The organism is Streptomyces sp. BBFR25, assembly GCF_044590125.1.
GTDB lineage: Bacteria > Actinomycetota > Actinomycetes > Streptomycetales > Streptomycetaceae > Streptomyces > Streptomyces canus_D.
In genome coordinates, this window is record NZ_CP172447.1 from 4,056,254 (window position 1) to 4,069,091 (window position 12,838).

The following is a 12,838-nucleotide window of genomic DNA, read 5'->3' on the forward strand; positions in this document are numbered from 1 at the left end:
CGCTCAGGCGGACGCCCGCGTCAGCCGCCCGACCTCGTCCTCCGTCAGGCTCAGCTCGGCCACGCCCAGCAGGGCCGGCAGCTGCTCCACCGTGCGCGCGGACGCGATCGGCGCCGCCACCGTCGGCTGGGCGGCCAGCCAGGCAAGGGCGACGGTGGCGACGGGAGCGTCGTGGGCCTCGGCGATCTCGTCCAGGGCGGCCAGCACCCGGCGGCCCCGCTCGCTCTCCAGGTGCTTGGCCGCACCGCCCGCCCGCGGGCTGTCCACCGCCGTGCCCGGCCGGTACTTGCCGGTGAGGAAGCCGGCCGCGAGGGCGTAGTACGGCACGGCGGCGAGACCGGCCTGCTCGGCCAGGTCGCGCAGCTCGCCCTCGTAGGTGTCGCGGGAGACCAGGTTGTAGTGCGGCTGGAGGGCGACGTACCGGGCGAGGCCCTCGCGGTCGGAGAACTCCAGGGACTCCGCGAGCCGCTCGGCGGAGATGTTGGAGGCGGCGATGTGCCGCACCTTGCCCGCCTTCACCAACTCGTCGAGGGCGCCGATGATCTCCTCGACCGGCACCTCGGGCTTGTCGAAGTGGGTGTAGTAGAGGTCGATGTGGTCGGTGCCCAGGCGGCGCAGCGAGGCGTCGGCCGCGGCCTTGATGTTCGCGGCGGACAGGCCCGGGTACTCGGGGTGCTGGCTGACCTTGGTGGCGAGGACGACGTCGTCACGGTTGCCGCGGGAGGCGAACCACCGGCCGAGGACGGTCTCGGACTCGCCGCCGCTGTTGCCGTCGACCCAGGCGGAGTAGGAGTCGGCGGTGTCGACGAAGTTGCCGCCCGCGGCCGTGTAGGCGTCGAGGACGGCGAAGGAGGCGTCCTGGTCGGCGGTCCAGCCGAAGACGTTGCCGCCCAGGGCGAGGGGGAAGACCTCGAGGTCGGAGGAGCCGAGTTTGCGCAGAGAAGTCATGTAGTGAGTCAACGACCGCACCGGAGCACGCCATTCCGGCGCACACGCAAAAACCCCGCAAACCGGCAGCCCTGACGTCGGGGGGTTGCCGTCAGGACCGCCGGTGTCCGGCGGGGCGCGTCAAGGTGCGGGGTGGCTCAGGGGGTGAGGCCCTTGCTCTGCAGCCAGGCCATCGGGTCGAGGCCCGAGCCGCCGGCGGTGTGCACCTCCAGGTGGAGGTGGGCGCCGGTGACGTTGCCGGTGGCGCCGACGCGGCCGATGACGTCACCGGTGGTGACCTTCTGGCCGACGCTGACGCTGATGGAGGACTGGTGCGCGTACCAGAGCTCGGTGCCGTCGTCGAGGGTGAGCACGGTCTTGTAGCCGTACGAGCCGTCCCAGCCGGCCGACGTGATCGTGCCGCTGTGCACCGCCTTGAGCAGCGTGCCCGTGGGGGCGGCGAAGTCGAGGCCGGTGTGGTGGCCGGAGGCCCACAGGGAGCCTGCCTGGTTGAACGTGGAGGAGATCGTGTACGAGGAGGTCGGCAGCGTGTACTGCTTGGCCAGCTTCGCGAGCCGCTCGGCCTCGGCCTTCTTCGCGGCCTCCTCCTCCGCCTTCTTCTTGGCGGCGGCGGCCTTCTCCTTGGCTTCCTTCTCCGCCTTGGCGGCGGCTTCCGCGGCCTTCTTCTCGGCGGCGGCCTGGGCCTCGGCGGCGGCCTTGGCCTCGACCTGCGACTGCTGCTGCTCGGCCTGCGCCATGATCCGGGCCCGCAGCGACTCACCGGCGTCGGCGGTGCCGGCGCCCTCCGCGCTGTCGGCGGCGACGGCCTGGGTGATGCCGCTGAGCGGGGTGGCGGAGCCCTCGGGCTCCGGCGTCTCGTCGTCGCCGGGAAGCAGTGAGCCGACGTTCGGCAGGTCAGGCATGGAGATGGACACCGGCGGCTTGCCGGTCTGCGCGCTGGCCATGCCGCCCGCGCCGACGGCGGCTATGACACCGACGCCGAGGACGGTGGAGCTGCGGGCGAGCCCGCCGCGCTGCTTGGCTACGCGGTGCCGGCCGCGTACGGGGCGGATGGACTCCGCGGTGGGATTCCACTCCTCCCAGGGACCCTCTTCGGCGCGGGGGGCGTCGTAGCCGAAGGTGTCGGTGCCGTGCCCGGTGGGCACGAGCGGGGCCTCGGGGGCAGGCCGGTTGGACGCCACGTGGGCGTACTCCTTTCCTTCCTTTCGCCTACCGGGTTAGCTGACGGGTTCGGAGCAGGAAGGTCTCCTACGGGTGTGCGCCGACCGTGCGGACACGGCGGCATACGCCCGATTCACCCCAATGTGGTGGTTCCCCGGTTCCCTTGCGGGATTCGGCGCGTGCGCACGGAGCCGCCTTCTGTGACGGCTGGGACGACCGCGCTGCGTTATCGAACGTTAATAGACGCGGGGCTCTGATTCCAAGCCGTTCCTCTTGATCGTTAACGAGAACGGCCGGGACGTACGCCTCACGATCGGTGAAAACCGGGCGAGTTGACCCCGCCTCAGTATTCCCCTTCACGCCACGTTCTTCTGACGGTGTGTCAGTTGTTATGCGGAGGGGGTTCGCGCCGTCACGGCTCGTGACAATGATCATGATCGCCGCGCCGGGGCCGCCGTACGGCGAGCAGCGCCATGTCGTCGGCCATGCCGCCCCCGGAGTGCCGGCGCACATCCTCGGCGAGGATGTCGAGCAGGGTCGCCGGATGCCGGAAGACCCGGCCGGCCAGCCGTGTCTGCGGATCGTAGAACTCGCCCTTCACGTCCCGGGCTTCGGTCAGCCCGTCGGTGTAGAGCAGCAGCGTGGCCCCACCGGGGAAGGCGACCTCCTCCGCCCGGTCGGGCCACACGCCCAGCTCGCCCATGCCGAGCGGCAGCGCCGACTCGCGGGCGGGCAGCGGGCCGAGGGTGCCGTCGGCGTAGAGCAGCAGGGGCGGTGGATGGCCGCGGTTGACGATGCGGACCGTCCCGTCGCCGTGCGGGAGTTCGGCGAGTACGGCGGTGGTGAAGCCCTCGAAGGCGTCCAGTCCGTCCCGCCGGGTGCCCTCGCGCGCAAGCGCCCGCTCCAGGCGCTGCGCCACCGCCTCCAGCGTCGCCTCCTGCTCTGCGGCCTCCCGGAAGGCGCCGATCACGACGGCGACGGCGGCCACCGCGCCCATGCCCTTGCCGCGCACGTCCCCGACGATGAGCCGGACGCCGCGGGCACTGTCCTGCACCGCGTACAGGTCGCCGCCGATGAACGCGTCCGCCTGCGCGGCCTCGTAGCAGACGGCGATCTCGAAACCGGCGATCCGCTCGGCGGGCTGGGGCAGCACGGCGCGCTGGGCGGCCTCGGCGATCTCGCGGACGGAGACGAGGCGCTCGCTGCTGCGCCGGACCATGCCGTTCACGAGGACGGCGAGCACGGCGACCGTCGCAATGGTGATCAGCTCGGTGAGGGAGTCGACGTAGTGGATGACGCCCTTGCCGAGCTGCAGTCCGATGACCGCGGCGACCACGGCGACGCCGGTGAGCGCCGTGCCGCGCCGTGAGTAGAGCGGGGCGGCGACCAGGGGCGCGGCCGTGTAGAGGGGGCCGGCGGTGAAGTACCTCGGGGTGAAGATGTCGTACAGGATGGCGATGACGATCAGCAGTACGGGGAGCGCGTGCACGAAGGTGCGCCCGTACCCGGTCCGCCGGCGTGGCGGTGGTGCCGGGGACGACAGGGGCTGGGGCTCGTCGCCGAGGCCCGGGTCGGGCACGGGGTCGCCGGGGAGCCGGCCGCCGGCTCTGGCGTACGCTCCCTCGTCCTCCACGTCACCTGGCCGCACCACTCGCTCCCGCCACCCCGCACGTCCGCGCCGCTTGCCGTCCCTGACTCCAGGTTTCCGGGAGCGGGAGCGGGCGGCGAGCGGTGAGGGGCCGACCGGATGACACGGAGCGCCTGCCGAAACGCACCGAGGGCCGGAACCCTTTCGGATTCCGGCCCTCGGCCTTCAGTAGCGGGGACAGGATTTGAACCTGCGACCTCTGGGTTATGAGCCCAGCGAGCTACCGAGCTGCTCCACCCCGCGTCGTTGTGTTCACCACTGTACGTCATCCCGGGACCGGAATGCACATCGGTATCTCCCGACCCGCTCCCTACCCCTCCAGATGGCGGTTCGGCGCCTTCGCCCGCTCCGCGTACTCGGCCAGTACGACGACGGCGGCGCCCCCCGCGGCGAGCACCCCGCTCCCGTCCGCCCCCGCCACGAAGGTGTCCGGCTCCCGCCAGGCCGTGACGACCCGGCGCACCCCGGCGTCGAGGATCAGCCGGGCGCAGGGGGCCGGCCGGGAGGCGCGGCGGGCACAGGGCTCCAGGCTGCTGTACACGGTGGCGCCCGCGAGCCGCCGGTCGGCTCGATCGACCTTGGCGAGCGCGGCCTCCTCGGCGTGCACGACCGGATCACCGCCCTCCCGGGAGTGTCCCCGCGCCAGCTCGCTCCCGTCGGCGGCGACCACGACCGCCCCCACGCTGAAGGCGGTGTCCGACGGCGGGCACAGCGCGGCCAGCTCGCAGGCGAGCGCCAGCCAGTGCCGGTCGGCGGCGGCGACCCGGTCGCCGGTACCGGGTGCGGTGGGCCGGTACCGCATCAGCACGACGTCCTCGATCCGCCGCGTCTCGACCAGCGCGAGCCGCCCGCCCTGGTAGGCGCCGGGTCCGAACAGCCGGGGTGCGGCCGGGTCCCCGACGAACAGCGGCGCGAGGACGAGGTGCAGCTCGTCGGCGAGTCCCTGCTGGAGCAGCTGGGTGTGCACGGTGCCGCCCCCTTCGACCATGAGCCGCCGCACCCCGCGCCGGTCGTGCAGGTACTCCAGCGCGGCGTGCCAGTCGAGGTCCGGCCCCAGGGACACCACATCGGCACCGATCCCGAGCGCGCGGGCCCGCCGGGCGCCGTCGTCCGTGGTCAGCAGCACCTTCTCCCCGCCCGTGTGCCAGAACCGCGCCGCCGGGTCCAGTTCGCCGCTGCCGCTGACGGTGACCTTGAGCGGGTACTCCGCCCGCCCGTCCGCGACCCGCGCCGCCCGCCGCTCGGCCGAGTTCACCAGCAGCCGCGGATTGTCGGCCCGGATCGTCCCGGCCCCGACCAGGATCGCGTCGGCCGACGCCCGCACCTCGTCGACCCGGTCGAAGTCGGCGGGCGAGGAGAGCAGCAGCCGTTCGGGGCCGGTGTCGTCCAGGTAGCCGTCGAGGGAGACGGCGGCGGAGAGGAGGACGTGCGGGAGGGGCATGGCGGCACTCCGGTGGGACGGGCAGGGTGAGCGGACGGGCTGGGCGTGGAGTGCCGCCATTGTCGGTCATGAGCGGGGAGCGCCGCGTACGGCTTGACCCTCCAGTGGCTGGAGACCGCAGGGTGGGCTCATGAACGGCACGACGCCCCCGCACTCGATCGGTGAACTGTCGGCCCGTACCGGCGTGCCCGTACGGACGATCCGGTTCTACTCGGACACCGGACTGCTGCCGCCCACGGACCGCACCCCGGCCGGGTACCGCCGCTACGACGACGCGGCCCTCGACCGGCTCCGCCTCGTCTGCGTGCTGCGGGAACTGGGCGTCGGCCTCACCACGGTCCGGCACGTCCTGGACGGCGGCCTCTCCGTCGCCGACGTCGCCGCCGCGCACGCCGACGCCACCGCCCTGCAGATCCGCGCGCTGCGGCTGCGGCACAGCATGCTGCGGCTCGTTGCCCGTCGCGGCTCCAGCCCCGAGGAGACAGTTCTCATGCACCGGCTCACCCGCCTCACCTCCGAGGAACGACGGCGCGTGGTCGCCGACTTCATCGCCGCGCTGGAGGCCGGCACGCCGCAGGCCCGCGACGCCGCCGCCGCCCTGCGCGCCGCCCTGCCCGAACTCCCCGACGACCCCTCCGACGCCCAGCTCGCCGCGTGGGTGGAGCTGGCCGAACTCGTCGCCGACGACGAGTTCCGCGGGCGCATGGCCCGTACGGCCCTCCCGCCCGCCGACGAGGACGTGTTGCCGGAGGCGGCCCCCGAGGCGGTGGCGGACCTCATCCCCTTCGTACGGCAGGCCGTCGCCGAGGCCAGGGCTGCGGGCATCGACCCGGAGGGCGACGAGGCCACCCCGGTCGTCGACGTCGTCGTGGCGCATTTCGCCGCCGTACTCGACCGCCCGGACGGCCCGGAGCTGCGGGAGTGGCTGGCCGAGCGGTTCGAGGCGGGACACGACCCGCTCGTCGAGCGTTACTGGCGCCTGGTGTGGACCGTCAACGACTGGCAGATCGTCCCCGGTCACCTGCCCTTCCAGCCCTGGATGGCGCGGGCACTTCGCCGACGGGGACGGGTCAGCTCCAGTCGCCGTTGAGCCACGCGAGCAGGCGGGCGCGTTTGGTGTAGTAGCAGAAGGTGTGGTCCGCGCCGGACGCGGCGTACGGCCCCGACCCGTACCGCAGCTCGTATCCGCGGTCGCCGGGGCCGTACTCACCGTCGCGGGAGCCGTCCATGTCGTCGGCCCAGTCGAGGAGACCCGAGACGAGGCCGAGGTTCTCGAAGTACCGGCCGGGATCGGCCGGTTCCACCGGCGCGGGGCGAGCTTCGGATCCGGCGATCGGCCGGTCCTCCAGGCAGTCGTCGGACCGCACCGGCTCACCCAGCCACCATCCGGCCAGGAACACGGCGTACAGCGTCGTGACGACGCCGAGGCGGCGCAGGGTTATCCAGGCGGGCATACCGCTCTACCTCCAGTCGCCGTCGAACCAGGCTCGGAGGCGGGGGCGTTCGCTCGTATCGTTGTCGCAGGTGACGGAGTGGATGGTGACCGTCAGGGTGTGGATGCCGCGGGTGTCCTCGCGCATGCCGTCCAGCGGAATCACCGATGGTTTCGACATGGGGCCGGACACGGGCGGGGACGTGGAGACCGCTACGTGCCCCGCATGTTCGGCCCGCCGGTCGAGCGCGGCCTGGTCGACCCTGCAGTCGGGGATCACGGGCTGCCCCAGATACCAGCCCGCGACGAACACGCCGTAGACCGCGGCGGCGGCGCCGAGGCGACGCGGGGTGACTCGGCGCGGGCTGAGGTCAACCCGGGCTGCATCACGCGGAGTTGTGCTCATGCCGGAGGACTCTACCGGCCGGTCCCACGGCCCCCCTCCCCCGTCAGGCACCCTCTGCCCGGCGTACGGAGAAGGCGCCGGCGGCGGCCGCCAGCACCGCGGTCTCCGCCGCTCGTTCCGGGAGCAGCGGGTCGGGATCGGCGCGCAGGAGGACCACCTGGTGGTAGAGCGGCGCCGTGGCGGCGATCAGCAGACCGCGGGCGTCCACGCCCATGTCCCGTGCGGGGAGTTCGCCCCGTTCGACGGCGCGCTCCACGAGGATCTCGCACTGCGCGTACCGGTCCGCCCACAGCCTCGTCTGGGCCCGCGCGGCCTGCTCGGAGTGGAACGACGCGGCCATCAGGGCGACGGCGAGGGACGGCCGTACGACGAGGGACTCCTGGATCTCCCGGTTGAGGGCCGTCAGGTCGCCGCGCAGGGAGCCGGTGTCCGGCGGCTGCCAGTCCGTCTCCCCGGCGGCGTCGATGACGTCGACGAGGAGCCCGCCCACGTCGCGCCAGCGCCGGTAGACCGTGGTGCGGTGGACCCCCGCGCGGGCGGCGACGCCCTCCACGGTGAGTCCTTCGTGACCGGTCTCGGCGAGTTCGGCGCGCACCGCGTCGAGGACCTGCGCGCGGACGCGGGCGGTACGGCCGCCCGGCCGGCGGTCCGGTGTCGGGTCTGTCATCGGCGATCCACTGTCCGGTTGATCGATGGGGCGGTGTCGTGCCACTCTCTTAATGCTACAACTGTCGCACTAGTGGTCCGCCGAGAGGATCCGCCTTGCCGATGCCCGCTCTCCCCGCCGATCCCACCGTGCTCCACCCGATGCCCGAGCAGCCCCGGGTCGTGCTGCTCAAGCCCCTGGTGCGGTCCCCGCTGATCGAGGTCGGCGCGTTCTCCTACTACGACGATCCGGACGACGCGACCGCCTTCGAGACCCGCAACGTGCTGTACCACTACGGGCCCGAGAAGCTGGTGATCGGGAAGTTCTGCGCCCTGGGGACCGGCACCCGGTTCATCATGAACGGCGCCAACCACCGCATGGACGGCCCGTCCACCTTCCCCTTCCCCACCATGGGCGGCTCCTGGGCCGAGCACTTCGACCTGCTCACCGGCCTGCCGAACCCCGGGGACACGGTGGTGGGCAACGACGTCTGGTTCGGCAACGGCGCCACCGTGATGCCCGGCGTCCGCATCGGCCACGGCGCGATCGTCGCCACCGGGGCCGTGGTGACGAGCGACGTGCCCGACTACGGCATCGTCGGCGGCAACCCGGCCCGCCTGATCCGCACGCGCCACGAGGAGCGGGACATCGCCCGGCTGCTCGCGGTGGCCTGGTGGGACTGGCCCGTGGAGCACATCACCCAGCACGTACGGACGATCATGTCGGGCACCGTCGCGGAGCTGGAGCAGGCGGCCGCGGTCCAGCACCGACCGACCTCAGGTTCCGCCGTTGCCGAGCAGCCGCTGGGCCCCCGCGACGAACCGTGAGCGCTCCTGCCGGAACTCGGCGTTCTTGCGGTCGAGCCGCTCGTCCATCTCCTCGAAGGTGAGGGCTCGGTCGAACGCGATCTCGAAGCGGCGCATGTTCACGTCGTAGATCCCCTTCGCGAGGTCGGCCATGTCCTCCGGACCGGCCACCCGCACGTTCCAGATCGCGCGGCGCAGCATCCTCATGGCCGCCTGGCTCTCCTCGCGCATCTGCTCCCACCCGCCTGCCGAGCCCGGCGCCCCCGCACCCGCACGCCGGGCCGCCACGATGTCGTCGAGGGAAGCGATGAACCGCTCGGCGGCGTCCATGACCTCCGCGTAGGAAGCGCGGCGGTCGGTGCGGAGTTGACCGCGCTGCTCGGCCCTCTCCTGGGCCGCGATCTGCTCCAGGGTGGCGCGCCGCTGCATCCAGGCGCCCATGAAGGCTCCGCCCAGGGCACCGGCGACTCCTATGAAAGCCGCCAGCACGGCGGTCGTGTTCTCGTTCACGAGCGCCCTGTCTAGAACAGATCGTCTTCGCTCTCAAGGGAGAAGGAGGAGAGTGCGTCGGAAACGGACAGGGCCCCAGCTCATTCCTACTGTGAGCTGGGGTCCGACGAGTAGGCCCTGTGGGACTCGAACCCACAACCAATGGATTAAAAGTCCTGGCCAAAGCTTGCTAGGGGGTTCCGGACGGTTCTTCGGTGTCCGGAACCACCTGGTCAGGACTGATGTGACTCGTGACGCGGTCTTCTCGGTGATGGCCTGTGCGGTTCCGTCCGCTCACGCATCGCTCACGCAGAAGAGGTCGGCTGAGCAGCACGTTCAGCAGCGATGTAGGTGCGGCGCTACTGCTTCTGGCGCTCGCAGTCCCAGCATGCTCCGGGGTGGGAGCGGACTCGTGCCCGATCGGGTCGAGTCGAGTCGCAGGTTCGCGACGACTTGGACCAGTTGCACGTGGTTCGGCGGCCGCTCCTTCGCTTACAGATCGAATAGTGCGTCGCCCGCGTCCGATGTTGCCTTCAGCGCCTTGGTTGCCTCTGCGGGAACAGGGAGGATCCCCGCTGTGGTCAGGTCCGTCACCGTGATCAGTGGGCCCGCGCACACATCATTTAGGAGATCGGCCTGTGCTGGCTCCTCTCGCACGAGCAGGCCCAGGACATTCAGCAACTCCAGCAGCTCCGTTGTCCATGAGGGAAGCCAGCGCGGAGCTACCTCGTGGTCCAGTTCGAGGCGTCGCTTGCCGGCGGGGTTCCTCCGTCGGTAGCCGAACCACTTGTCGAGAACGTTCATCCCGGACACTTCGTACTCCCGGACCGCGCGAGGCACCGGACTGATCCGTCCGCTGCCGACCCACAGGTCCTGTGTCACGGGGTCGTACGCCAGCTTCTCCGGCATGGCTTCCGCATCGTCCGGGATCTCCTCGACGCATCGAGGGCGGTCGCGTGGTAGCAGCACCCTGCCGTACGGCCTCCCGGCCGTCTCGTCGACGTACCGCTCGCCATAGGTGTGTAGCCACAGGACTCGTTGGCCGATGGCAACTGCCTGCTCCCACAAGCAAAGGTCAACGGTGAGGGGTATCCGCGCGCCGGGGACTTCGAGGTCCTCTTGGAATCGAGCCGTGTACTCCGGGTGGGACGCGATCGCGGCGATGTAGGCCAGCAGGTCTTCGGCGACGACCGGTATGCCGAGCCGCCCGGCGAGCAGGGGGAGCAGACCGGGCATGACGTTGGGCAGCGTGCCGGCGGCGTTGCGGTAGAGGGGACGGGCACAACCGCTGCGGTTGTTGAAATAGTCCATGTCGGTGATGAGGGCGCTGAAGACCAGTGCCGGACCGTTGACCACCGGATGGGCGTTCTGCTCAACGGTGTAGATCTGGCGGTCGCTGCGAACTCGCCAAAGGTCCGCTCTGCCTCGCTCCATCAATCGGCTGTCCGGCAAGACGTATTGCCGGTCGAACGAGCGGAACCCAATGCGCACCGTTTGAGGGTTTGTCCTGTGCTCGGCGGCGAGCGGTATCCGCCCGTGAGACTCAACTCCTGGCAGGGGCGGGACATTGTCTGAAGGTGCTCGCTCACCAGAGCGTCCGAGCATCTCGGCGCGTCTCTCGGTATCCGCGGCGAGTAAGCGCTGCCACCGTTTATGAAGTGTGTCCTCGTCCGGCGCGTAGACCCACATGCGCCCGGGCGTGACGCCACGAGACGACCACGGCATCAGATCTCTCAGCTGCGGGCAGGACTCCCACAGGTCGCTGCCGGGTGGCAGAAAGGCATCCGTCTCACCCGTGGCGCACTCGCGCCATTCGGGGTCGTCGAGCCTGAGTGTCGTCAGGCGTTCGATCTTCTCGTCCTTGCGCCCGCCGACCTTGAGGTGTCTTACCTTTGCAGTCTGCTGGTCTGTCCGTGGCCTGGGGCTGTCCCGCCACCGCACAAAGATCGCGATGCACAATTCCTGGGCGACCTCAGGGAAGATCCGGGTCGCGACATCCGCGCGGTGGCCCTCCGGGGACAGGTCGACGATCCAGCCTTCGTCGGCGGTTTCGCGTAGATAACGCCGCATTCCGGCGAACGCCCGCCCCTTGAGCCATGCCTTCGGCGTGATCAGCGCGACCACACCGAATGGCACGTCGTCGTGTGCGTCGAAGACCTTCCAGGTGGCCCAGCGCCAGAAATAGACGTAGAGGTTGGCGATTTTCGACTCGTACCTGCCGTTGCCGGGTTGCCGGAAGGCCCCCAGCGGGGCCGGGATGTCCGCCTCGGGCTCCCCTCGTTCCACCCACTTGCCAGCGCCCCGTTTCACGGCGTCGTGAGGCGGGTTGCCCATGACGACCATGACACGTTCGTCCCGCTTGACCTGGTTGGCCTGCCGGCGGGATTCCGCGAGCGCCCGGTAGGTGTGAGGGATCCAGTTGAACTCGGCTGTCGGGCTGTCCAGGGCGTCAGCCACCAACAGCCTGAGTCCCCGGGCGGGGGCTGCGGACCCGTACTGCTTGAGCATGGCGTGCATGCGTAGTTCCGCGACAGCGAACGGACCGACCTGCATCTCGAAACCAACCAGCCGACGTCCCACCATCTCTCGCAAACGTGGGCCCACCGCGCCTGGACCCTCCGCCTCGGTGATGGTCTCGGCGGCCAGCTCCAGCGCCGACAGGAGGAAGGTGCCGGTGCCCATGGCTGGGTCGACAAGGACCACATCGGGAGAAGCGAAGCCGGACGGGATACGGAAACCCTCCCGCTTCAGGACGTCCTCGACGAGCCGGGCCATGGCCGAGACGACGCCACGCGGTGTGTAGTACGAGCCTGTGCGTATCCGCAGGTCCGGGTCGTAGATCTGGAGAAAGTGTTCGTACAGCAGGAAGTAGGCGTCCCCGGTGCCATCGTCCAGCACATCCCATCTGACCGCGCCGATGACACGAAGCAATGTGTTCAGCGTGGTGGACAGGCCAGCAACAGAGTCGCCGGCCAAGACATCCAGGGCCTGCCCCATCAACGAATGCTTCTTGCCGAGCTTCGTGGCGATCTCATGCACAGTTTCGCCTTCGAAATTGATCTCCTCCACCCTGGCGAGCAGCAGTGCGAACACCACTGCCTGACCGTATTGCTCGACGAACTGAGCGTCGGTTGCTTCCGGAAACAGCAGGTGTCGCCAGTCCTTGGCGAGTGTCGTGAATGCCGGTGGACGTCGCCGGCTCTTCTCCTGTGCGATCGCTTCTCCGACCTCTTCCGACAGAAGTTGGCATAGCCCGGCGACTGCTCGGATGAGCTGACTCGTGGTGCGAGGTGTCTGCGGCTCCCAGGTCAGGAATTCGCGTAGCACCCGCGCGAGTGTCCCGTCGGCGGGGGTAAGCCGGGATCCAGAGGTGAGAACCGAGCCCTTCAAGTGGGCCACTTCACCAACCCGTTGGCCCTCTTGGTGGACGGAGAATTCGTTCCCGTCACAGAGCAGAACGTTGTTGAGCAGCCGTAGTTTTGCCCACTGTTCGGCGTTGCGGCCTGTGTAGACGGACGGGTCGGCCTGGGTGCCCGGCTTCTTGAGCTCGATGTAACCGACGAGGGCGCCTCCGACCTCAACGGCATAGTCAGGGCGGGCTCCCATGTCGACAAGCGGGACTTCGCCAATGAGCGTGACGTCCAGACCCAAGCCACGGCATATGGACCGGATCATGTTCTCCAGCGGTCCCCGGAGCTGGTCTTCCTGCCACCCACCGCCTCTCAGCTTTGGCGTGACCTCCGCCCCGAACGTCGACACGGCGGCCTGTACTGCCTGCTCGAAGCTGTCATCGATCCTGCGACGGGACCCCATACCGCCCCCATCCCCAAGGCGGGCAGATCCGGCCGACGTCAAGTCAGT

Annotated in this window: 11 protein-coding genes, 1 tRNA gene and 1 riboswitch; of the genes, 2 read left to right on the plus strand and 10 right to left on the minus strand. The window is 70.3% G+C overall.

The window, feature by feature from the left end; genetic code table 11:
- Nucleotides 1-3: 3 nt before the first annotated feature.
- The 5 genes from ACGH52_RS18365 to ACGH52_RS18385 form a co-directional block, all read right to left on the minus strand.
- Complete coding sequence (locus ACGH52_RS18365; protein ID WP_399940722.1) at nucleotides 4-948, minus strand: aldo/keto reductase; 945 nt, start codon at nucleotides 946-948, stop codon at nucleotides 4-6.
- 137 nt (nucleotides 949-1,085) lie between these two features.
- The gene (locus tag ACGH52_RS18370) at nucleotides 1,086-2,129 is read right to left on the minus strand and encodes a M23 family metallopeptidase (protein WP_076975377.1); all 1,044 of its coding nucleotides are present in this window, start codon (nucleotides 2,127-2,129) and stop codon (nucleotides 1,086-1,088) included.
- A gap of 11 nt (nucleotides 2,130-2,140) precedes the next feature.
- A riboswitch (cyclic di-AMP (ydaO/yuaA leader) is annotated at nucleotides 2,141-2,297 on the minus strand.
- Between the two features lie 224 nt (nucleotides 2,298-2,521).
- Complete coding sequence (locus ACGH52_RS18375) at nucleotides 2,522-3,742, minus strand: PP2C family protein-serine/threonine phosphatase (protein ID WP_238696692.1); 1,221 nt, start codon at nucleotides 3,740-3,742, stop codon at nucleotides 2,522-2,524.
- A 184-nt stretch (nucleotides 3,743-3,926) separates the two neighbouring features.
- Nucleotides 3,927-4,000: transfer RNA gene (locus ACGH52_RS18380), tRNA-Met, on the minus strand.
- Between the two features lie 67 nt (nucleotides 4,001-4,067).
- Nucleotides 4,068-5,198, minus strand: a complete 1,131-nt coding sequence (locus ACGH52_RS18385; protein WP_399940725.1) for a dihydrofolate reductase family protein — start codon at nucleotides 5,196-5,198, stop codon at nucleotides 4,068-4,070.
- 130 nt (nucleotides 5,199-5,328) lie between these two features.
- Here ACGH52_RS18385 and ACGH52_RS18390 point away from each other — a divergent pair, with 130 nt between their 5' ends.
- The gene (locus tag ACGH52_RS18390) at nucleotides 5,329-6,288 is read left to right on the plus strand and encodes a MerR family transcriptional regulator (protein WP_399940728.1); all 960 of its coding nucleotides are present in this window, start codon (nucleotides 5,329-5,331) and stop codon (nucleotides 6,286-6,288) included.
- Here ACGH52_RS18390 and ACGH52_RS18395 read toward each other — a convergent pair.
- Genes ACGH52_RS18395 through ACGH52_RS18405 form a run of 3 tightly spaced genes read right to left on the minus strand, consistent with a single transcriptional unit; the run spans nucleotide 6,269 to nucleotide 7,703 of the window.
- The gene (locus ACGH52_RS18395; protein ID WP_121701608.1) at nucleotides 6,269-6,652 is read right to left on the minus strand and encodes a hypothetical protein; all 384 of its coding nucleotides are present in this window, start codon (nucleotides 6,650-6,652) and stop codon (nucleotides 6,269-6,271) included. The two genes, ACGH52_RS18390 and ACGH52_RS18395, sit on opposite strands and share 20 nt — an antisense overlap.
- 6 nt (nucleotides 6,653-6,658) lie before the next feature.
- Nucleotides 6,659-7,036 (minus strand): hypothetical protein, encoded by a 378-nt coding sequence (locus ACGH52_RS18400; protein WP_399940731.1) that lies wholly within the window; start codon nucleotides 7,034-7,036, stop codon nucleotides 6,659-6,661.
- A gap of 43 nt (nucleotides 7,037-7,079) precedes the next feature.
- Complete coding sequence (locus tag ACGH52_RS18405) at nucleotides 7,080-7,703, minus strand: TetR/AcrR family transcriptional regulator (protein ID WP_210977426.1); 624 nt, start codon at nucleotides 7,701-7,703, stop codon at nucleotides 7,080-7,082.
- A gap of 101 nt (nucleotides 7,704-7,804) precedes the next feature.
- On the opposite strand from ACGH52_RS18405, the gene ACGH52_RS18410 reads away from it, so the two are divergent.
- On the plus strand, nucleotides 7,805-8,509 hold the full coding sequence (locus tag ACGH52_RS18410; RefSeq protein ID WP_193777546.1) for a CatB-related O-acetyltransferase: 705 nt from the start codon (nucleotides 7,805-7,807) through the stop codon (nucleotides 8,507-8,509).
- Here the strand turns inward: ACGH52_RS18410 and ACGH52_RS18415 are convergent.
- Both ACGH52_RS18415 and ACGH52_RS18420 read right to left on the minus strand, forming a co-directional pair.
- On the minus strand, nucleotides 8,459-8,998 hold the full coding sequence (locus ACGH52_RS18415; protein ID WP_121701605.1) for a hypothetical protein: 540 nt from the start codon (nucleotides 8,996-8,998) through the stop codon (nucleotides 8,459-8,461). The two genes, ACGH52_RS18410 and ACGH52_RS18415, sit on opposite strands and share 51 nt — an antisense overlap.
- A gap of 471 nt (nucleotides 8,999-9,469) precedes the next feature.
- Nucleotides 9,470-12,790, minus strand: a complete 3,321-nt coding sequence (locus tag ACGH52_RS18420; RefSeq protein ID WP_399940736.1) for a type ISP restriction/modification enzyme — start codon at nucleotides 12,788-12,790, stop codon at nucleotides 9,470-9,472.
- Nucleotides 12,791-12,838 lie beyond the last annotated feature (48 nt).

Coding starts and splice junctions, on each gene's coding strand:
- ACGH52_RS18365 (WP_399940722.1), bottom strand. CDS start 948: ATGACTTCTCTGCGCAAACTCGGCTCCTCCGACCTCGAGGTCTTCCCC.
- ACGH52_RS18405 (WP_210977426.1), bottom strand. CDS start 7,703: ATGACAGACCCGACACCGGACCGCCGGCCGGGCGGCCGTACCGCCCGC.
- ACGH52_RS18420 (WP_399940736.1), bottom strand. CDS start 12,790: ATGGGGTCCCGTCGCAGGATCGATGACAGCTTCGAGCAGGCAGTACAG.
- ACGH52_RS18390 (WP_399940728.1), top strand. CDS start 5,329: ATGAACGGCACGACGCCCCCGCACTCGATCGGTGAACTGTCGGCCCGT.
- ACGH52_RS18385 (WP_399940725.1), bottom strand. CDS start 5,198: ATGCCCCTCCCGCACGTCCTCCTCTCCGCCGCCGTCTCCCTCGACGGC.
- ACGH52_RS18395 (WP_121701608.1), bottom strand. CDS start 6,652: ATGCCCGCCTGGATAACCCTGCGCCGCCTCGGCGTCGTCACGACGCTG.
- ACGH52_RS18410 (WP_193777546.1), top strand. CDS start 7,805: ATGCCCGCTCTCCCCGCCGATCCCACCGTGCTCCACCCGATGCCCGAG.
- ACGH52_RS18400 (WP_399940731.1), bottom strand. CDS start 7,036: ATGAGCACAACTCCGCGTGATGCAGCCCGGGTTGACCTCAGCCCGCGC.